We start from the raw sequence: 19098 nt of genomic DNA, 5'->3' as shown, positions 1-19098 counted from the left end.
ACCTCCGATCGGACCGAGCCTAGGCGCTCACGGCCCCTCCGAGTAGGTCCCGGAACGACGCAGGGCCGCGGAACCGTCCGGTCCCGCGGCCCTCCGCAGACGTCGCGAGCGGGTCAGGCGACCTTCGCGCTGTCGATGTGCACCGGCAGCTTCGGCTTGCCGTCGCCCTGACCGGTGTCGTCACCGGCCGCGGCCACCTTGTCCACGACCTGCAGGCCGGGCTCGCCGACGGTGCCGAACACCGTGTAGTTCGGGGGCAGCTGCGAGTCGCCGTAGACGATGAAGAACTGGCTGCCGTTGGTGTCCGGCCCCGAGTTCGCCATCGCCAGCGTGCCCCGCGGGTACGTCGGCTGGGAGTCGACCTCGTCGGCGAACGAGTAGCCGGGGCCGCCGGAACCGGTGCCGGTCGGGTCGCCGCACTGCAGCACCTTCAGGCCCTCGGTGGTGGTCAGCCGGTGGCAGTCGGTGTCGTCGAAGTACTTCGACTCCGCCAGGTGCGCGAAGTTGTTCGCCGCGCACGGCGCCTTCGCGTGGTCCAGCGTCACCGGGATGTCGCCCTGGCCGGTGCTCAGCGTCACCTGCTGGGTCTTCGGCGCGTCCGCGCCCGGGGACTCCGGCGGGTCGACCGGCTTCGCCGCGGGCTGGCCGGGCGTCGGCTGGTAGGTGCACGTCGGCGCGGCCTCCGACTCACCGCTGCTGTTGATGAAGTACACGACGCCCGCCACGGCCAGGATGACCACCAGCACCGTGGCGCCGAGGGTCATCATCCGACGTCGCTTCGCCTGCTCCGCACGCCGCTCCAACTGCCGTTCGAGCTTGCGCTTGGCGTTCTGGCGACGTTGTTCGTTGCTCGGCACCTGCTCCCTCCCCGGGGGCTCCGACACGATCAGGACACCTGGAGTTTATGGGCCGCCCGGTTCCACGGAACCGGCAGACCGTGCGGGACGATGTTCTAGGCTGAACAGGCCACGGCCCGCCCGTCCGCGGCGGTCGATGATCTCGTGTTGGACGACGAAAGGCGCACGCGTGCTGGTGCTCGGGTTCCCCGCCGGACCTCTGCAGGCGAACTGCTACCTGCTCGCCGCGGGCGACGGCGCGGACTGCGTCATCGTCGACCCCGGCCAGGAGGCGACCGAGGCGCTCGACGAGCAGCTGCGCGAACACCGGCTGAACCCGGTGGCGGTGCTGCTCACCCACGGGCACTTCGACCACGTCTTCTCCGCGGGCGAGGTGTGCCGCGCGCACGACGTGCCCGCGTGGATCCACCCGGCCGACCGGTACATGCTCACCGACCCCGCCGCCTCGATGGGCCCGCAGGGCGCGGAGCTGTTCGCGGCGCTGCCGCCGCTGGTCGCGCCCGGCGACGTCCGGGACCTCGGCGACGGCGACGTGCTGGAGCTCGCCGGGCTCGACATCGGCGTCACGCACAGCCCCGGCCATACCGGCGGGTCGGTGCTGTTCGGCGTCGGCGCGGACGAGGGCGGCCGGCTGCTGCTGGCCGGGGACACCCTGTTCGCCGGTGCCATCGGACGCACCGACCTGCCCGGCGGCGACCACTCGACGATGCTGCACACGCTGCGCACGCGCATCCTGCCGCTCGTCGACGACACGGTCGTCCTGCCCGGCCACGGACCCACCACCACCATCGGTCGCGAGCGCGCGAGCAACCCGTTCCTGCAGGACCTGGTTCCCGCCGACCGGTGACCCACCCCAGCTTGAGGACAGCGAAGCACCCCTGATGAGCACCTTCACCGCCCCCAAGGGCATTCCCGAGTACTACCCGCCGGAGTCCGCCGGGTTCCTGGCCGTGCGCGACGCGCTCGCCGACGCGGCCCGCCGCGCCGGGTACGGCCACATCGAACTGCCCCTGTTCGAGGACACCACCCTGTTCGCGCGCGGCGTCGGCGAGTCGACCGACGTGGTCAGCAAGGAGATGTACACCTTCGCCGACCGCGGCGGCCGCTCGGTCACGCTGCGCCCCGAAGGCACCGCGGGCGTGATCCGCTCGGTCATCGAGCACGGCCTCGACCGCGGGCAGCTCCCGGTGAAGCTGCAGTACGGCGGCGCGTTCTTCCGCTACGAGCGGCCGCAGGCCGGGCGCTACCGGCAGCTGCAGCAGGTCGGGGTGGAGGCCATCGGCGTGGACGACCCGGCGCTGGACGCCGAGGTGATCGCCATCGCCGACGAGGGCTACAAGCGACTCGGCCTCACCGGTTACCGCATCGAGCTCAGCTCGCTCGGCGACGCCACCTGCCGGCCGGACTACCGCGCGAAGCTGCAGGACTTCCTCGGCGGGTTGCCGCTGGACGAGGCGACCCGGCAGCGCGCCGAGCTGAACCCGCTGCGGGTGCTCGACGACAAGCGGCCCGAGGTGCGCGAGCTGGTCGCCGACGCCCCGCTGATGGTGGACCACCTCTCGGCGGAGTCGAAGGAGCACTACGAGCAGGTCAAGCAGCACCTGGCCGACCTGGGCGTGGCGTTCGTGGAGAACCCGCGGCTGGTGCGCGGCCTGGACTACTACACCAAGACGACCTTCGAGTTCGTGCACGACGGCCTCGGCGCCCAGTCCGGGATCGGCGGCGGTGGCCGCTACGACGGGCTGATGGCGGAGCTCGGCGGCGCGGAGCTGTCCGGCATCGGCTTCGGCCTCGGCGTGGACCGCACGCTGCTGGCCTGCGAGGCCGAGGGCATCGAGGTCGGGGACCGCACCCGGTGCGACGTGTACTGCGTGCCGCTGGGCGAGTCCGCGAAGCGGCGCCTCGTCACGGTCGCCGCTGGTCTGCGCGACGCCGGGGTGCGCACCGACATCGCCTACGGCGGCAAGGGGCTCAAGGGCGCGATGAAGGCCGCCGACCGCTCCGGTGCCCGGTTCGCGCTGGTGCTCGGCGAGCGCGACGTCGAAGCGGGCAGCGCGCAGCTCAAGGACCTCGGCAGCGGCGAGCAGCGGTCCGTGCCGCTGGACGAGCTGGTGCCCCAGGTCGCCGCGGCCGTGGCCGAGCTATGACCGAGCCCGCGGACGCGCCGGTCGAGACCGTCGAGCTGGACCTGCTCGACCGGGCCACCGTGCGCAAGCGCGCCCGCAACGTGGTGATCGCCGCGCTGGTCGTGGCCGCCGCGTTCGGCGGCGTCGTCGGCCTCGTCGCGGGCCCGGCCGGGTTCGCGGTGGGCGCGGCGGTGGTGGCGGTGCCGCTGCTGCTGCTCGCGCTCGGTGAATCCCGCAAGACCACGTGGCTGCGCGGCGGCGAGGTCTCGGTGCGCGCGCTCGGCACCCGGACGGTGGACCTGCGGACGGCGGACCGGCTCGACCTGGTGATCACCGACGTGCGCGGGATGCGGACGGTGAGCCTGCTGGTCGGCGGACCGCCGAAGGGCAAGGCCGTGTCGGTGGCGCTGGCCATGTACGCGGGCACCGGCGGGCGCGAGCTCGGCGTGCTCGCGCTGCGGCGCATCGCCGACGCGCTGGCGTCCATCGGGGACACGCACGCGCTGGTGCTCTCCGAGCTGGTCGTGGCGCAGCTGAAGTCCGAGGCCAGGGGCGACGGAGCGGCGGCCCGCCCGCTGTACCGGCTCGCCTCGCTGGCCCCGCAGGGGCGGATGGCGCAGAAGCTGAACCCGCAGGCCGTCGCCGGTTTCGTCACCACCCTGGACTGAGCGGCTCCGCCCGGGTGCACGACCCCCGACCGGGGTTCGCGCACCCCGGGCCACCCGCCGGTGCTCAGGCCGTCGGCGGCTGCGGGCGGGAGCGGTGGTGGACGCGGGACGTGGCGCTCTCCGCCGCCGCGGCACCGGCCCGCTCGGCCGCGCTCGCGCGGTCGGCACCACCGGTCTCCCTGGCCGCGACGAGCGCCGCGATCAGCGTGGTGATCGGCACCGCGGCGACCAGGCCGATGCTGCCCACCAGGGTGCGCACCACCTCCTGGGCGACCGCCTGGGTGCTGATGATCTCCCCGAAGCTGCGGCCCGACAGCGAGTACGCCAGCAGCAGCGGCAGCGACGCACCCGCGTAGGCCAGCACCAGGGTGTTCACCGCCGAGGCCACGTGGTCCCGCCCGATCCGCAGTCCCGCCTGGTAGAGCTTCCGCCAGCCCATCGACGGATCGGCCCGCTGCAGCTCCCACACCGCGCTGGTCTGGGTGACCGTCACGTCGTCGAGCACGCCCAGCGCGCCGATCACGATGCCCGCCAGCAGCAGGCCGCGCGCGTCGATCGGCGTGCCCAGCGCGGCGATGAGGCTGGAGGTGTCGTCGTCCAGCCCGGTCAGCTGCGTCGTCGCCGAGAACAGCGCGCTGAGCCCGCCGATCAGCGCCAGGCTCAGCAGCGTGCCGAGCACCGCCGTCGAGGTGCGCGCGGAGAACCCGTGCGTCAGGTACAGCACCACGAACATGATCAGGCCGGAGCCGACCACGGACACCAGCAGCGGGTTCTCCCCGGCCAGGATCGCGGGCAGCACGAACCCGATCAGCACCACGAAGCTCAGCACCAGTGCGCCCAGCGCGGCCAGGCCCTGCCAGCGCCCCAGCAGCAGCACCGCGACCGCGAACACCAGGCCGAGCACCAGCAGCGGACTGCCGCGCTGGAAGTCGACCACCTGGAAGGACGATTCCTCCTCCGGGTTGGCGCCCGCGTAGGACAGCACCACCCGGTCGCCGACGGCGAACCGCGGAGTGCCGGGTTCGACGGGCATCACCTGGGCGATGGTCCGGCCCGGGGTCGGTCCGTCCGACATCCGCACCTGGAGGGTGACGCAGCCGCCGGTGTCGCCGCAGCCGCCCGCGGCGGAGGCCACGACCTCGCCGTTCACCGGGTACTGGCCGAGGCCCAGGTCGGCGCCGGTGCGCTGCTGGTGGCCGAACGGGTAGAGCAGCGCGGTGCCGATGATCGCGGCGAGTGCGAACGGCACCAGGGCGATGGCGAGCAGGCGCTTGACGGTGCGGGAGGCGGGAGGACCGTCGTGTCCGTGTCCGTGTCCGTGTCCGTGTCCGTGTCCGTGTCCGATGGCGGTGGCGCCGGTGCTCGGGCCGGGGTCGCCCGCGGCCGGGGGCGTCGTCCCGCCGCCCGCCGCGGGAGCGGCGTGGGCTCCGGTCCGCTCGGGCTCGGCCCGGTCGCCCGGTGGGCGGCGCCGCGCGCGCGGCCGGCCGGGGTCAGCACCGCCGCGGTCGGCGTTCCGCCCGGGAGCGCCGCGTCCGGGTGTTCCGGCCCGTCCGGGATCGCCGTCCGGCCTGCGCTGCCCGCCGCGTCCCGGTTCGCGGGCGCCGGGTTCGGCGCCGCCGGGCTGGCCGCTCGCGGAGTCGCCGCCGGGTTCGTCGCGCCCGGGTCGGCCGCCGCGACCCGGTTCGTCGGGTCGCCGCCGCCGGGCGCGCGGTCCGGTCGCGTCGGGATCGGCCGGGCGGCCCGGTGGTGCGGGCTGCGGTCCACCGGGTTCGCCGGATCGGGGCGCGGGCCGCGATCGGGGGCCGGGCGGCGGTCCGCCTTCCTCCGCTCCGGGACGGCGCGGGGGCCGGGGTCGGCCGGGGCGAGGTCGGCGATGCTCTCCGCCGCCGGGAGGCCCTGCTGGAGGCACGTCGGTCACCCGCCAATCGTATGGGGTGCCGCCGGGGCCGCATCGACTCTCCGCCGTCGCGCGATCACCGCAGCGCACCGGTCGTCGGATGCAGCTCGATCGAGTTAGGTGCGACCTCTGGACACCGAATCGAATGTGTGTTCGACTCGAGTCATGCGGTGGGAGAAGCAGCGAACGGCGGGGGCGCACCAGCGGTTGCCGCTGGACCTGGACGAAGGGCGCGGTGGCGGCCGGGCCGGGCTCGCGGAGCCGGGGCCGGGTCCGGTGGCCGCGGGAACGGACGAGGCGGTCGCGATCGAGGTGCAGGCGAAGACGATCATCAACCGGGTGCCGGGGGAGTACGGTGTGCCGTTCCGCTGGACGATCAACCCGTACCGGGGCTGCTCGCACGCCTGCCGGTACTGCTTCGCCCGCCGGACGCACACCTACCTGGACCTCGATTCTGGTCGCGACTTCGACAGCAAGATCGTGGTGAAGGTGAACGCGGGCGCCCTGGTGCGGCGGGAGCTGGCCCACCCGCGCTGGGCCGGTGATCCGATCGCGATGGGTACCAACACCGATCCGTACCAGCGGGCGGAGGGGCGGTACCGGCTGATGCCGGAGATCATCGCCGCGCTGCGGGACCGGGCGAACCCGTTCTCGGTGCTGACGAAGGGCACGTTGATCCTGCGGGACCTGGAGCTGCTGCGGCAGGCGGCCCGGGTCGCGCCGGTCTCGGTGGCGGTGTCCCTCGGCTCGCTGCACGAGCGGGTGTGGCGGGAGGTCGAACCGGGTGCTCCGGCGCCGGGTCGGCGGCTGGACGTGGTGCGCAGGCTGACCGAGGCGGGCGTGGGCTGCTCGGTGATGATGGCGCCGATCCTGCCGGGCCTCAGCGACGCGCCGGAGCAGCTGGAGGAGACGGTCGCCGCGCTGGTGGCGGCGGGCGCCACCAGCATCACGCCGCTGGTGCTGCACCTGCGCCCCGGCGCGCGGGAGTGGTACCACGCCTGGTTGAGCGAGCGGCGTCCCGATCTGCTGCCGCTGTACGAGCGGCTGTACCGCCACGGCGCCCATCCGCCGAAGTCCTACCGGGACGGCGTGGTCGAGCGGGTGCGGGCCGCGCAGCGGCGGCACGGGATGCGCACCGACCGGCCGGACGACGGGTTCCGCCTGGTGGCGGGAAGTGCGGCGCCGGCCGGGGGAGGCGGTGGTGCCGATCAGCTCGCGCTGCTGTGAGCCGGGGCCGCCTCGAGCAGAGGTCTGGTCCAACTTCGGCGGAATCGGTGCCGCCGGTGAATCCGCGGTCGCGGGACTCGTGGTTTCCCGGTTCGGCTCGACGATTTCCGGACTCGCGATCCGGGGCTGAAAATCGTTGTCGAAATACCTACTAAAGTAGGTTGGACGCACTGATTTCTTCCGCGTGAACTAATCGTGTCCCCGGCTGAAATCCCTGGTCGATGATTCATTTCGAAGGGAAGGTGACTACTCTGAGTGCCGGAGGCTGATCCGCTGAACGAGTGACCGAGCCAGGTGATTGCGGCGGCACGAACACCGGCAGGCGCGGTTCGGGCGCCGGGGGCTGCCGCCGCCGACCCGTCCGGCGGAGTCGTGCCCGTGCGGCCGCCCGTCCGAACGCTCGGCGTCCGCTCGGGGTAGCCGGCGGCCCGCTGCGGCCGCCCGTGCCTCGGATCGGCTCGGCCCGGATCGGCTCGGCCCGGCCCGGCGGACGGCCGCCCGTGCCCTGGCTCGGTTCTGGTCCGGCCCGACGGGCTGCGCCCGCCCGTGTCCCGGCCCGGTCTGCTGCGACCGCCGGTGCCCTGGCTCAGTCCGGCTAGCTGCGGCGGCCCGTGTCCTGGCGTGGCCCGTCGGCTCGTTCCGCTGCGGCCGCCCGTGTCCCCGGATCGGCCGGGCCCGCTGCGACCGCCTGTGCTTCGACCCGGTCCGGCCCGCGGCGCCTGCCGCGACGGCCGTCCCGGGCTGCCCCGGCGGGCCCGTACATGCTTCGACGGCCCCCGGTGGAACCGGAGGCCGTCGGGAAGCGGGGGTGCGCCGGAGGCTCAGCGCCCGTCGAGCAGGGCGCGGCGCGACGGCTGCCAGCGGACGCCGAACACGCCCATGCCGAAGTCCAGCGTCACCGCGTGCGTGCGGGCGTGCCGGTCCAGCGACAACGGCTTCGGCGGCGCCACCTCGTTCGCGGCCGAGTCGCCGACGAAGCTCTCCACGTGGTCGGGCGGGCAGGCCGGGTCGAACTCCAGCTCCACCACGTACTGCCGCACCGGTAGCCGGAACAGCCGGCAGAAGGTGTGCTCCGGCTCGTTCGCGCCGGTCGGCATGTCGGAGATCTCGTATTCGAGCAGCATCGTCTCGCCCCGTTCGAGGGGCCGGTCGAACAGCAGCTCCGCCACGATCACGTCCCGGGCGTGGTCGGTGAGCACCTGGCCGATGCGGCAGGACCGCAGCGGGCGGATCGTCGGCGACACCGGGCTCGTCGAGGCGCCGTCGAACATCACCACCCAGCGGTCGGCGCCGTTGGCCTCGGCGCGCACCAGCTTGCTGGCGCGCACCATGCGCTGGTCGCCGTAGGCGTCGATGTGCACCACGTCGTGCTGCGAGAGCCGGGTCAGCTTGCTGTCGTGCGTGGTGTCGATCCTGGTCAGCAGCTCCACCGCGGACTCGTTCTCGGACCACAGCTCGCTCAGCGGCGGCGCGTCGTGCGCGGCCTGCCGGGTGCGGCCCCGCGGCCGCGGCGGTCCGAGCAGCGCCGAGAGCGCGCCGTCCGGGATGCCGAGCACGTTCTCCAGCTGTTGCAGCGCGAGCAGCGAATCGGGGCGTTCCGGGCGCCTGCGGCCGGACTGCCAGTAGCTCAGCGCGGTGATGCTCACCGGCGTGCCGCGGGTCTGGAGCCGGTGCTGGATGCGTTCCAGGCTCAGCCTGCTGGCGCGGATCGCCGCGCGCAGCGCCACCTCGAACGGTCCGGTTCGCAGGAGTTCAGCGAGCTCGGGCGATACCGGTGGGGCGGGCTCGCTGCGGACGGCTGTGCGCGACGTGGAACGGATGTCGGTCTTCGGACCGGTCATGGTTACTCCTCGTGTCCGCCGAACTCGCGAACTTACGCTAATGAGTGAGACTCGGGCACGCAACGATCAAGTTTCGGTTCCACCCACCTACTAAAGTGTGAGGCCAATTCGCGCTCTTTGTGTTCGGCCGAGCGTTCTTTGCTCCGCCCGGCCCTCTCCACTTCCCCGAGTGCGCGAACCGGTGCTCGGGGTCCCGATGAGAACGCGCATCCGCCGAACCGGGATTCCGGGCGCCCCGCGCCACGTCGGGAGCGGTCCGCCGAAACCGGCACCGGCGCGCGGAAACCTGCTGGACGGCGCCCCTGCCACGTTGGATAGCCTGGTGCCCCTCACGTCCGCGGTCGCCACCGAGCCGTGCCGCGCCCGGACGTCGCAGCACCGCCGCAGGGCGGTTGTCGCACCAGTCGACCTGAAGAGGAGCTCAGTACCCGTGATGCGCACGCACGAGGCCGGATCGCTTCGCGCCGGTCATGCCGGGCAGTCCGTCACCCTGGCAGGCTGGGTGGCGCGCCGCCGCGATCACGGTGGAGTGATCTTCATCGATCTCCGCGACGCGTCGGGCGTCGCCCAGGTGGTCTTCCGCGAAGGCGAGATGGCCGAGCGCGCCCACCGGCTGCGCGCCGAGTTCTGCGTCCGGATCACCGGTGACGTGGTGCGCAGGCCGGAGGGCAACGAGAACACCGAGATCGGCACCGGCGAGATCGAGGTCTACGCCACCGAGCTCGAAGTGCTCTCCGAGTCCGCCCCGCTGCCGTTCCCGCTGGACGAGCACCTGGAGGTCGGCGAGGAGATCCGCCTCAAGCACCGCTACCTGGACCTGCGCCGCTCCGGCCCCGCCCGGATCATGCGGCTGCGCAGCGACATCAACCGGGTCGCCCGCGAGGTGCTGCACGAGCGGGACTTCGTCGAGATCGAGACGCCGACGATGACCCGCTCCACCCCGGAGGGCGCCCGCGACTTCCTGGTGCCCGCGCGCCTGCAGCCCGGTTCCTGGTACGCGCTGCCGCAGTCGCCGCAGCTGTTCAAGCAGCTGCTCATGGTCGGCGGGATGGAGCGCTACTTCCAGATCGCGCGCTGCTACCGCGACGAGGACTTCCGCGCCGACCGGCAGCCCGAGTTCACCCAGCTCGACATCGAGATGAGCTTCGTCGAGCAGGACGACGTCATCGAGCTCGGCGAGCGGATCGTCGCGGGCCTGTGGAAGCTCATCGGGCACGAGATCCCGCTGCCGATCCCGCGGATGACCTACGCGGACGCGATGGCCCGCTACGGCAGCGACAAGCCGGACCTGCGCTTCGGGCTGGAGCTCACCGAGCTCACCGAGTACTTCGCCGACACCCCGTTCCGGGTGTTCCGCGCGCCGTACGTCGGCGCCGTCGTCATGCCGGGCGGCGGCAGCCAGCCGCGGCGGCAGCTCGACGCCTGGCAGGACTGGGCGAAGCAGCGCGGCGCCAAGGGCCTGGCCTACGTGCTGGTCGGCGAGGACGGCACCCTGTCCGGCCCGGTCGCCAAGAACCTCTCCGACGCCGAGCGCGACGGCCTGGTCGCGGCGGTCGGCGCGAACCCGGGCGACTGCGTGTTCTTCGCCGCGGGCGAGCGGTCGCCGTCGCGGGCGCTGCTGGGCGCCGCACGGCTGGAGATCGGCGAGCGCTGCGGGCTCATCGACCACGACGCGTGGTCGTTCGTCTGGGTGGTGGACGCGCCGATGTTCGCGCCGATCGCCGACAGCGACGACGTCGCGGTGGGCAGCGGCCGCTGGACCGCGGTGCACCACCCGTTCACCGCGCCGAACGCCGACTGGGCGGAGACGTTCGACGAGGACCCGGAGCACGCGCTGGCCTGGGCCTACGACATCGTCTGCAACGGCAACGAGATCGGCGGCGGCTCCATCCGCGTGCACCGCGCGGACGTGCAGGAGCGGGTGTTCTCGGTGCTGGGCATCTCCGAGGAGCAGGCGCAGGAGAAGTTCGGCTTCCTGCTCGACGCGTTCAAGTTCGGCCCGCCGCCGCACGGCGGCATCGCGCTCGGCTGGGACCGGATCTGCATGCTGCTGGCCGGTGCGGACTCGCTGCGCGAGGTCATCGCCTTCCCGAAGAGCGGTGGTGGTTTCGACCCGCTGACCTCCGCGCCCGCGCCGATCACGGCCGAGCAGCGCAAGGAGGCCGGGGTGGACGCGAAGCCGGCCGCGAAGGGCGCGGACCCGGTGCCGACGGAGAAGCTCACCGAGAAGCAGAGCTGACCCGGCGGCCGCCGGGCCGGGAACCGGGGGCGGGGCCGTGCTGCGCGGAGCAGCACGGCCCCGTTCTTCGTCCGGCGGAGCATGTCGCGCGCGAATCGATGCAACGCGAGCCCGGTTCGCTTCCGTCGGGATGACGTGGGAACGCCGGACCGGTGCGCGACGGTCTCGCGGGTCCGGTTCCGGGTACCCGTCGGCGTGAGTGGGGTACGGCCGAACGAGCACGTGCGGTGCGCGCGCCACTACCTGCGGTGGCGCACTTGACCGGTCTTGCCCGTTCGGGTTCAGGTTGTGGGGGTAGTGTCTGGAGACGATGAGCGTGGAGATCACTTCCGGCCCTCCGGAGGTCCGTGTGCCCGCCAGCACCACGGTGACCGATACCGTCGGCACCGCCGAAGCCGTGCTCAGCAAGCGCATGGGAGCCCCGGTCCGCCTCGCCGACGCCGAGGACCTCGGTGGCAGCGAGCGTTCCGTCGTGCTTCGCGTGCGGGTCGCCGAGACGCCGTACGAGCTGCCGCGGACCCTGGTGCTCAAGCACTACGGGGAATGCCCGGAGGAGGCCCGCTCGGACCCGTTCGCGCACGAAGCGGCGAGCTGCCAGCTCGCGACCGCGCTGCCCCCGGAGATCCGCGTCGGTCCCGAGCTGATCGCGCACGACGCCGATCGCCGGTTGCTGGTGCTGGAGGACCTGGGGCGCGGTTCCACGCTCGCGGACGTGCTGTTCGGCGAGGACCCGCGGGCCGCGGAGCGGGCGCTGCTGGCGTGGGCGCGGGCGCTGGGCCGCCTGCACACGACGCTGGCCGGCCGGGAGGCGGACTTCGAGGCGCTGATGCGCCGGGTGGGCGCCAAGTCCTGCGCGGACCCGGTGGCCGAGGACATCGTGCGTTCGCTGGACGACCTGCCGGGCCTGATCGAGCAGTCGCTGGGCGTGCCCACGCCGCCGGAGGTCTCGGCCCGGCTGCAGTCGGCGGCGGAGCTGCTGAACCAGAGCCGCTACCGCTCGTTCAGCCCGTCGGACATCTGCCCGGACAACAGCCTCGTGACCGGGACCGGGGTGCGGTTCCTGGACTTCGAGTGGGGCTGCGTGCGGGACGTGGCGCTGGACGCGGCCTACCTGCAGTACCCGTTCCCGTCGTCCTGGTGCTCGTACTCGCTGCCGGAGAACCTGGCGGACGGGATGCTGGCGACCTGGCGGTCGGAGATCGCCGAGGTGTGGCCGGAGCTGGACGACGACAAGGTGCTGCTGCCCCGCCTGTTCGACGCGCAGGTGCTGTGGGTGTGGGTCTCGACGTGGTGGTTCCTGCCCCGCACGGGCGAGTCGGACCGGCCGATCGACCTGCACATGCCGTCACCGCGGCGGAGCACGGCGCTGGTGGACCGCTGGCGCAAGCTGCGCGACGACGCCGTGGAGTGCGGTGAGCCGGGGTTGGCCGGCTACGCGTCCTCGATGGTCGACGCCTTGGTGGAGCGGTTCGGGGCCGGCGCGCTCCAGCTGCTGCGCTACCCGGCGTTCCGCGACGAGGAGAAGTGACCCGTTCTTCCGCGGCCCCGCGTACCGATCCCGGTGCCCGGGGCCGTTCCACGTCGCCGTGATCCCGACGTCACGTGCTGGACATCCGGATTTCGTTGAGATCTCATCGAAGTGAAACGTGCGTCCGCTCGATGCCACTCGAACGGGTCCACGTTTCGGATTCGACTCCGGACAGGTAGCGGAACGTGCATGTCGAGCGCTCTTCCTGCGTCTTATCGGGTGGGCCGGCTGTGCGCATTAATCTTTCTTCATCTTTGGGGCGATGATCACCCTTGCATTTATACTGGGTGAGTCGGATACGTTGTGTCGAGCAACCGGTGGACGCGCCCCTCCTGAAGCGGGAGCGCCCCGGGCGCGGACATCGGAGCGAACGTTCGCCGCGATGGCGCGAGCGCCTTCCGGAGGGACGTACCGATCGGGCACCGTCGCCCCCACCCCCTCGGCCGCAGGCCGCCACCGCACGCCGTTCCAGGAGGCATGATGCGCATCAGGATCGTGAGAGCAGGAGTGTTCCTGCTGTTCACGGTTCTGCTCGCCGTCGTCGTGCCGTTCCAGTCGACGCTGTGCGCGGAACTGGCGGTGCGCAACACCTCCGAGATCAAGACGAACGAGATCAAGGAGCACAGCGAGAAGCTGCGCCAGCGCCCGGCGGCGTCCTCGCCGTCGCGGCGCGAGGTCCGGGAGCCGGAGCCGCGGGAGCTGCTGCCGAGGGCCTTCCGCGAGGACATCGCCGCGCGGCACACCCCCGCCACCTCCCGATCCGGCGGGCACGCGTGCTCGCAGCGCGACGCGCAGTGCGTCCGGGAGAGACACGCGCCGGCAGTGCTGCAGGTCTACCGGCACTGATCGGTGTTCCAGGAACGGAACACCGAAGGCCCGTGATCTCTTCAGACGCTCAGTGAGGCGGCGCAATGAACTTCGAACACCTGGTGGACCACGCGCGTCGGCATCCGCGCACGATCTCCGAAGCACACCGCCGGGAACTTGCCTCCGGGCAGCAGCCGGTGGCATTGTTCATCACCTGTTCCGATTCGCGGGTGATGCCCTCCCGCATCACCGGGGCCGAACCCGGAAAACTCTTCGAATTGCGCACCGCGGGGAACGTGGTGCCGCACTACGTCCCGGATTCCGCGTCCAGTGAAATGGCGACGATCGAGTACGCCGTGCTGCAACTGCGCGTTCCGGAGATCGTGGTCTGCGGGCATTCGCACTGCGGTGCCGTGACCGCGAAGTGCGTGGCCGGGTGCGGCCTGGAGCAGCTGCCGGCGCTGCGCTCCTGGCTGGGCACCGGCGAACCGCCGCGGACCGCACCGGTCGGGCCCGACCCGGCGGTGCGCTCCGAGAGCAAGGCCCACGTCCGGGAACAGCTGGACACGCTGTTCGAGTACCCGTTCATCCGGGACCGCGTGGCGCAGGGCGATCTGCGGGTGCACGGGTGGTTCTACGAGATCGACACCGGTCTCGTGTTCCGCAGCCCGGATCGCACCCCGGATTCGCCCGCCGACGTGGACTTCCTGCCGCTGTGATCGCGGCCGCGCACCGGCGCGCGGTCCACGCGGCGTTCGGCGCGATTCGCTGAACCGAACACCTCGAAGCGGACCCGTCCGGGTGCGCGCTCGGAAAGAGGGCGCGCACCGGCGGTTCCGAACTCGGCGTTCCCGATCGCGGAACGCCGGTCCTCCCGAGCGGAACGGGTGCGGCCGCCTGCCGCGCGCGACCGACCCGCGGTGATCCCGCGGGCTCGCGCGCCACGGCCGCGGCCCGCCGCTCAGCGCCCGCCCGCGTGCGAACGCGGCCGCGGGCGTCTCCTCCCCAGACATCAACGGAGAGTGCATCGTGACCACTCAGACCAACGCGTCCGCCGAGCGGCGCACCGGTTCCGGAGTTCCGCAGTGGCCGAAGGGGACCTTCGGCGCCGACCTCGGCGCGTCCCTGGTGGTGTTCCTGGTGGCGCTGCCGCTGTGCGTCGGCGTCGCCGTCGCCTCCGGCGTGCCCGCCGAGCTGGGCATCATCACCGGTGTCATCGGCGGCATCGTGGTGGGCCTGCTGCCCGGCAGCACCATGCAGGTCAGCGGTCCGGCCGCGGGCCTGACCGTGCTGGTCGCCTCGGCGGTGTCCGAACACGGCCTCGGCACGCTCGGGGTGATCGTGCTCGGGGCCGGGCTGATGCAGATCGTGATGGGCATCGGCCGCATCGGCACCTGGTTCCGGGCGATCTCGCCCTCGGTCGTGCAGGGCATGCTGGCCGGCATCGGGCTCGTGATCATGCTCGGCCAGCTGTACCCGGTGGGCGGGCTGGAGCAGCCCGCGCACACCGCGGAGAAGTTCGCGGGGCTGCCGGGCCTGGTCGCGGCCATGTTCACCACCCCGCAGGGGCTGGCCGGGCTCGGCGCCACCGTCGTCACCCTGGTGATCCTGTTCGGCTGGCAGAAGATGCCGGAGAAGGTGCGCGGCATCCCCGCCGCGCTGGTCGCCGTCGTCGCGGTCAGCGCCGGGGTGTGGGCGCTCGGCCTGCCGCTGAAGATGACCGAGGTCGGCTCGCTGCTGGAGACCATCAACATCCCCACCGGCGAGGCGTGGGCCGCCGCCATCACCCCCGCGGTGATCGGCTCCATGATCACGTTCGCGCTGATCGCCTCCGCGGAGAGCCTGTTCAGCGCGGCCGCCGTGGACCGCATGCACGACGGCCCGAAGACGCAGTACAACAAGGAGCTCATCGCCCAGGGCGCGGGCAACGCGGCCTGCGGTCTGCTCGGCGCGCTGCCGATGACCGCGGTGATCGTCCGGTCCGGCGCCAACGTGCGGGCCGGGGCGAAGACGAAGGCGTCCCGCGTGCTGCACGGCGTGTGGCTGCTGCTGTTCGTGGTGGCGCTGCCCGGGCTGCTCGGCTTCATCCCGACGGCGGTGCTGGCGGCGCTGCTGATCCAGGCGGGCTGGAAGCTGCTGGAGCTGAACAAGGTCGTCGAGATGCTGCGGACGAACCGGCCCGAGGCGCTGGTGCTGGTGCTGACCGCGGTGATGATCGTGTCCACCGACCTGCTCATCGGCACGCTGATCGGCCTCGGCGCCGCGGTCGTGAAGACCGCCTTCGACGTGTCGCGGTTGTCGGTGACGGAGGAGGAGCACGACGACGGGCACCTGCGCCTGGAGCTCGGCGGCAACGCCACCTTCCTGCGGCTGCCCAGGCTGCTGGAGCGGCTGGAGAACGTGCCCGCGGACAAGAGCGTGCACCTGGACCTGAGCACGGTGCGGCACCTGGACCAGGCCTGCCACCAGGCGGTGCAGAACTGGGTCGCGCAGCGCGAGCGGGACAACGCCCGCACCGAGGTGGCCATGCCCGCGGGCGTGCGCTGACCCCGGCCGTCCGAGCGCCGCGCCGGAGGTGCCCCGCCCGGGCACCTCTGGCGCGGCCGCGTCGGGGGTCCCGGGTAGCGTCGGCGGGGTGAGCGACGGGCTGTTCGACGAGGGGTTGTTCGGCGCCGAGACCGAGGACCGCGCCGGGGAGAAGCTGGCCGAGAACGCGCCGCTGGCGGTGCGGATGCGGCCCCGGTCGCTGGACGAGGTCCTCGGGCAGGGGCACCTGCTGGGCGCGGGCGCGCCGCTGCGCAGGCTGGTGGAGGGCGCGGCCCCCGCGTCGATCCTGCTGTACGGCCCGCCCGGCACCGGCAAGACGACGCTGGCGAACCTGGTGTCCCGCGCGACGGGCCGCCGCTTCGTGGCGCTCTCGGCGCTGTCGTCCGGGGTGAAGGAGGTGCGCGCCGTCATCGAGGAGGCGCGCCGCCGCCTCGGCCGCTCCGGTGAGGCGACGGTGCTGTTCATCGACGAGGTGCACCGGTTCTCCAAGACCCAGCAGGACGCGCTCCTGGGCGCGGTCGAGGACCGCACGGTGCTGCTGGTGGCCGCGACCACCGAGAACCCGTACTTCTCCGTGGTGGCCCCGCTGCTGTCCCGGTCGCTGGTGCTGCAGCTGCGCAGCCTCGACGAGGACGACGTGCGGGAGCTGGTGCGCCGCGCGGTCGCCGAGGAGCGCGGGCTGGCCGGGGAGCTGGAGCTCGCCGACGACGCGCTGGAGCACCTGGTGGCGCTGGCCGGCGGGGACGCGCGCCGCGCGCTGACCGCGCTGGAGGCGGCCGCCGAGTCCGCCGCGTCCACCGGTTCCGGCCGGATCGACCTGGCCACCGTGGAGGCCACGGTGAACCGGGCCGCGGTGCTCTACGACCGCGGCGGGGACCAGCACTACGACGTGGTGAGCGCGTTCATCAAGTCCATCCGCGGCTCCGACGTGGACGCCGCGCTGCACTACCTGGCCCGCATGGTGGAGGCGGGGGAGGACCCGCGGTTCATCGCCCGCCGCCTGGTGGTGCACGCCAGCGAGGACGTCGGGATGGCCGACCCGACGGCGCTGCAGGCCGCGGTCGCCGCCTCGCAGGCCGTGCAGTTCATCGGGATGCCGGAGGGCAGGCTGGCGCTGGCGCAGGCCACGATCCACCTGGCGACCGCGCCGAAGTCGAACGCGGTGATCACGGCGATCGACGCGGCGATGGGCGACGTGCGCGCCGGGAAGTCCGGCCCGGTGCCGCCGCACCTGCGCGACGGGCACTACGCGGGCGCGCAGAAGCTCGGCAACGCCAAGGGATACCGCTACCCGCACGACCGCGCGGAGGGCGTGCTGGAGCAGCAGTACGCGCCGGACGAGCTCCTCGGCACCGACTACTACGAGCCGACGGTGCGCGGCGCCGAGCGGGTGCTGGCCGAGCGGGTCCCGAAGTTGCGCGGCATCGTCCGCGGCGGGTGAACCGCAGCGCAGGGACCAAACCATCAGCACCGAAGGAGCCGCCGTGCGGATCGTCGTGACCCGGAACCTGCCTGAACCGGCCGTGGCGCTGCTGCGCACCGCGGGCGAGGTGCACGTCTGCGAGCGGGACCGGGCGCTGGACCCGGCGGACCTGCGCCGGGCGGTGGCCGGGGCCGACGCGGTCGTGGCGATGCTCGGCGACCGGGTGGACGCCGCGTTCGCCGACGCCGCCGGCCCGCAGCTGAAGGTGGTGGCGAACGTGGCCGTCGGCTACGACAACGTGGACGTGCCCGAGCTGACCGGCCGTGGCGTCACCGTGACGAACACGCCCGGGGTGCTGACCGACGCCACCGCCGATCTCGCGTTCGCGCTGGTGCTGATGGCGACCCGCAGGCTCGGCGAGGGGGAGCGGCTGATCCGCTCCGGCACGCCGTGGTTCTTCCACCTGGGGTTCATGCTGGGCACGGGCTTGCAGGGCAAGACGCTGGGGATCATCGGCCTCGGCGGGATCGGGCAGGCGGTGGCCCGCCGGGCGCGCGCGTTCGGCATGCGCATCGCCTACTCCGGGCGCCGCCGGGCCGCCGCCGCGGTTGAGGCCGAGCTCGACGCCCGGTTCCTGCCGCAGGACGAGCTGCTGCGGGAGTCCGACGTGGTCTCGCTGCACTGCCCGCTGACCGAGCAGACCCGGCACCTGATCGACGCCGCCGCGCTGGCCGCCATGAAGCCGTCCGCGGTGCTGGTGAACACCAGCCGCGGCCCGGTGGTGGACGAGGCGGCGCTGGCCGCGGCGCTGCGCGCGGGCCGGATCGCCGCCGCCGGGCTGGACGTGTTCGAGGAGGAACCGGCCGTGCACCCGGAGCTGCTGGAGCTGGACAACGCGGTGCTCCTCCCGCACCTGGGTTCGGCCACCGAGGAGACCCGCACGGCGATGGCCGAGCTCGCCGCCCGCAACGTGGTCGGCGTGCTGACCGGGAACGGCCCGGTCACCCCGGTGGCGGCTTGACCAACGGACGCGCCGACGAACCGGAAGCGCTCGCCCGGGGGTGGCACGGTAACGTGACGCGCGATCAAGACACCGGCGAATCCTCGTCGGTGGCAGGAAAACCACGTGGAAACCGGGAGGGCACGTGACGCCCACGCAGATCGCCGCGCTGATCGTCGCGGGCGCGTTCGTGCTGCTGGTCGTGCTGCTGGCGATCCCGCTGGTCAAGCTCGGCCGAACGCTGGACGAGGCGACCGTCGCGATCCGCAAGGCGCACGAGAACACCGACCCGCTGTTCACCGGGGCCAACTCGACCCTGACGCACGTCAACACCCAGCTGGAGCGGGTGGACGGCATCACGGCCAACGCCAAGACGGTCAGCGGCAACGTCTCGGCGTTGTCGTCGCTGTTCACGGCTACACTGGGTGGCCCGTTGGTGAAGACCGCGGCCTTCTCGTACGGGGTGAGCAAGGCTCTCCGAGCTCGCCGCAAGCGCAAGGAAGAGCCGTGGGGCAAGCACTCCCGCCGCAAGGGAGGACGCAAGTGAGGCGGATGTTCTGGTTCGGGGCCGGTATCGCCGCAGGCGTGTTCGTGACCCGCAAGGTCAACGAGACCGCCCGCAAGGCGACCCCGAGCGGCGTCGCCGAACAGCTCGGCGGCGCCATGCGCGAACTCGCGGGAGCCGTCGGCTCGTTCGGTGCGGACGTGCGCGCCGGGATGAGCGAACGGGAGCAGGAGCTGCAGGACGTCGTCGACGGCACCTCGGTGCCCCGCCGGCCGTCCGAGCCCCGCGCGATCGACGCTCGACCGGCGGAAGGCCGGGTGCGCCCGGCCGGTGATGGTGTGCGCGCACCGGCTCGGCGAGCTCGCCGGGCGGAGCGCTGAACGGCGGGCGTTCCGGGGAACCGGTGCGGCCCGTCCCGGCCCGCCGGTAGCGG

The 19098-nt window shown here is 73.0% G+C and carries 16 protein-coding genes; 13 read left to right on the top strand and 3 right to left on the bottom strand.

Annotation, left to right across the window (positions count from 1 at the left end; translation table 11 throughout):
* Positions 1-113: 113 nt before the first annotated feature.
* Positions 114-857: a peptidylprolyl isomerase gene (locus H1226_RS19300; RefSeq protein ID WP_224957008.1), complete on the bottom strand. Its 744-nt coding sequence runs from the start codon at positions 855-857 to the stop codon at positions 114-116.
* Between the two features lie 169 nt (positions 858-1026).
* Between H1226_RS19300 and H1226_RS19295 the strand changes: the two genes are divergently transcribed.
* The 3 genes from H1226_RS19295 to H1226_RS19285 are packed head-to-tail and all read left to right on the top strand — an operon-like array spanning position 1027 to position 3651.
* Positions 1027-1704: an MBL fold metallo-hydrolase gene (locus tag H1226_RS19295; protein WP_258341960.1), complete on the top strand. Its 678-nt coding sequence runs from the start codon at positions 1027-1029 to the stop codon at positions 1702-1704.
* A gap of 34 nt (positions 1705-1738) precedes the next feature.
* Positions 1739-3004 carry a histidine--tRNA ligase gene (hisS, locus tag H1226_RS19290; protein ID WP_258341959.1) on the top strand — a complete coding sequence of 422 codons (1266 nt, stop codon included), beginning with the start codon at positions 1739-1741 and terminating at the stop codon, positions 3002-3004.
* On the top strand, positions 3001-3651 hold the full coding sequence (locus H1226_RS19285; RefSeq protein WP_258341958.1) for a hypothetical protein: 651 nt from the start codon (positions 3001-3003) through the stop codon (positions 3649-3651). The genes hisS and H1226_RS19285 overlap by 4 nt, the downstream gene beginning before the upstream one ends.
* A 64-nt stretch (positions 3652-3715) precedes the next feature.
* Here H1226_RS19285 and H1226_RS19280 read toward each other — a convergent pair whose 3' ends face one another.
* On the bottom strand, positions 3716-4900 hold the full coding sequence (locus tag H1226_RS19280; RefSeq protein WP_308011235.1) for a YibE/F family protein: 1185 nt from the start codon (positions 4898-4900) through the stop codon (positions 3716-3718).
* Positions 4901-5713: 813 nt separating this feature from the next.
* Between H1226_RS19280 and H1226_RS19270 the strand changes: the two genes are divergently transcribed.
* Positions 5714-6775 carry an Rv2578c family radical SAM protein gene (locus H1226_RS19270; protein ID WP_258341957.1) on the top strand — a complete coding sequence of 354 codons (1062 nt, stop codon included), beginning with the start codon at positions 5714-5716 and terminating at the stop codon, positions 6773-6775.
* An 821-nt stretch (positions 6776-7596) separates the two neighbouring features.
* On the opposite strand, the gene H1226_RS19265 is transcribed toward H1226_RS19270, so the two are convergent.
* Positions 7597-8616 (bottom strand): hypothetical protein, encoded by a 1020-nt coding sequence (locus H1226_RS19265; protein ID WP_224962498.1) that lies wholly within the window; start codon positions 8614-8616, stop codon positions 7597-7599.
* A 430-nt stretch (positions 8617-9046) separates the two neighbouring features.
* Here H1226_RS19265 and aspS point away from each other — a divergent pair, with 430 nt between their 5' ends.
* The 9 genes from aspS (at position 9047) to H1226_RS19220 (ending at position 19045) form a co-directional block, all read left to right on the top strand.
* The gene (gene aspS, locus H1226_RS19260) at positions 9047-10855 is read left to right on the top strand and encodes an aspartate--tRNA ligase (protein ID WP_224962496.1); all 1809 of its coding nucleotides are present in this window, start codon (positions 9047-9049) and stop codon (positions 10853-10855) included.
* A 310-nt stretch (positions 10856-11165) separates the two neighbouring features.
* Positions 11166-12383, top strand: coding sequence for an aminoglycoside phosphotransferase family protein (locus H1226_RS19255; protein ID WP_258341956.1), 1218 nt, complete (start codon positions 11166-11168; stop codon positions 12381-12383).
* Between the two features lie 495 nt (positions 12384-12878).
* Positions 12879-13229 carry a hypothetical protein gene (locus H1226_RS19250; RefSeq protein WP_224962492.1) on the top strand — a complete coding sequence of 117 codons (351 nt, stop codon included), beginning with the start codon at positions 12879-12881 and terminating at the stop codon, positions 13227-13229.
* Between the two features lie 65 nt (positions 13230-13294).
* On the top strand, positions 13295-13909 hold the full coding sequence (locus H1226_RS19245) for a carbonic anhydrase (RefSeq protein ID WP_258341955.1): 615 nt from the start codon (positions 13295-13297) through the stop codon (positions 13907-13909).
* A 310-nt stretch (positions 13910-14219) separates the two neighbouring features.
* The gene (locus H1226_RS19240) at positions 14220-15737 is read left to right on the top strand and encodes a SulP family inorganic anion transporter (protein ID WP_258341954.1); all 1518 of its coding nucleotides are present in this window, start codon (positions 14220-14222) and stop codon (positions 15735-15737) included.
* An 88-nt stretch (positions 15738-15825) separates the two neighbouring features.
* Positions 15826-17178: a replication-associated recombination protein A gene (locus tag H1226_RS19235; RefSeq protein WP_258341953.1), complete on the top strand. Its 1353-nt coding sequence runs from the start codon at positions 15826-15828 to the stop codon at positions 17176-17178.
* Between the two features lie 43 nt (positions 17179-17221).
* The gene (locus H1226_RS19230; RefSeq protein ID WP_258341952.1) at positions 17222-18181 is read left to right on the top strand and encodes a 2-hydroxyacid dehydrogenase; all 960 of its coding nucleotides are present in this window, start codon (positions 17222-17224) and stop codon (positions 18179-18181) included.
* A 124-nt stretch (positions 18182-18305) separates the two neighbouring features.
* A complete protein-coding gene (locus H1226_RS19225; RefSeq protein WP_224962481.1) occupies positions 18306-18707 on the top strand; it encodes a DUF948 domain-containing protein in 402 nt (133 codons plus the stop codon).
* The gene (locus H1226_RS19220; RefSeq protein WP_224978431.1) at positions 18704-19045 is read left to right on the top strand and encodes a hypothetical protein; all 342 of its coding nucleotides are present in this window, start codon (positions 18704-18706) and stop codon (positions 19043-19045) included. Before H1226_RS19225 ends, H1226_RS19220 begins: the two co-directional genes overlap by 4 nt.
* Positions 19046-19098: the final 53 nt, after the last annotated feature.

The sequence above is a fragment of the Saccharopolyspora gregorii genome, from assembly GCF_024734405.1.
GTDB lineage: Bacteria > Actinomycetota > Actinomycetes > Mycobacteriales > Pseudonocardiaceae > Saccharopolyspora_C > Saccharopolyspora_C gregorii.
Note: the sequence above shows the minus strand (reverse complement) of the source record. Positions and strands in the feature narration are given on the sequence as shown.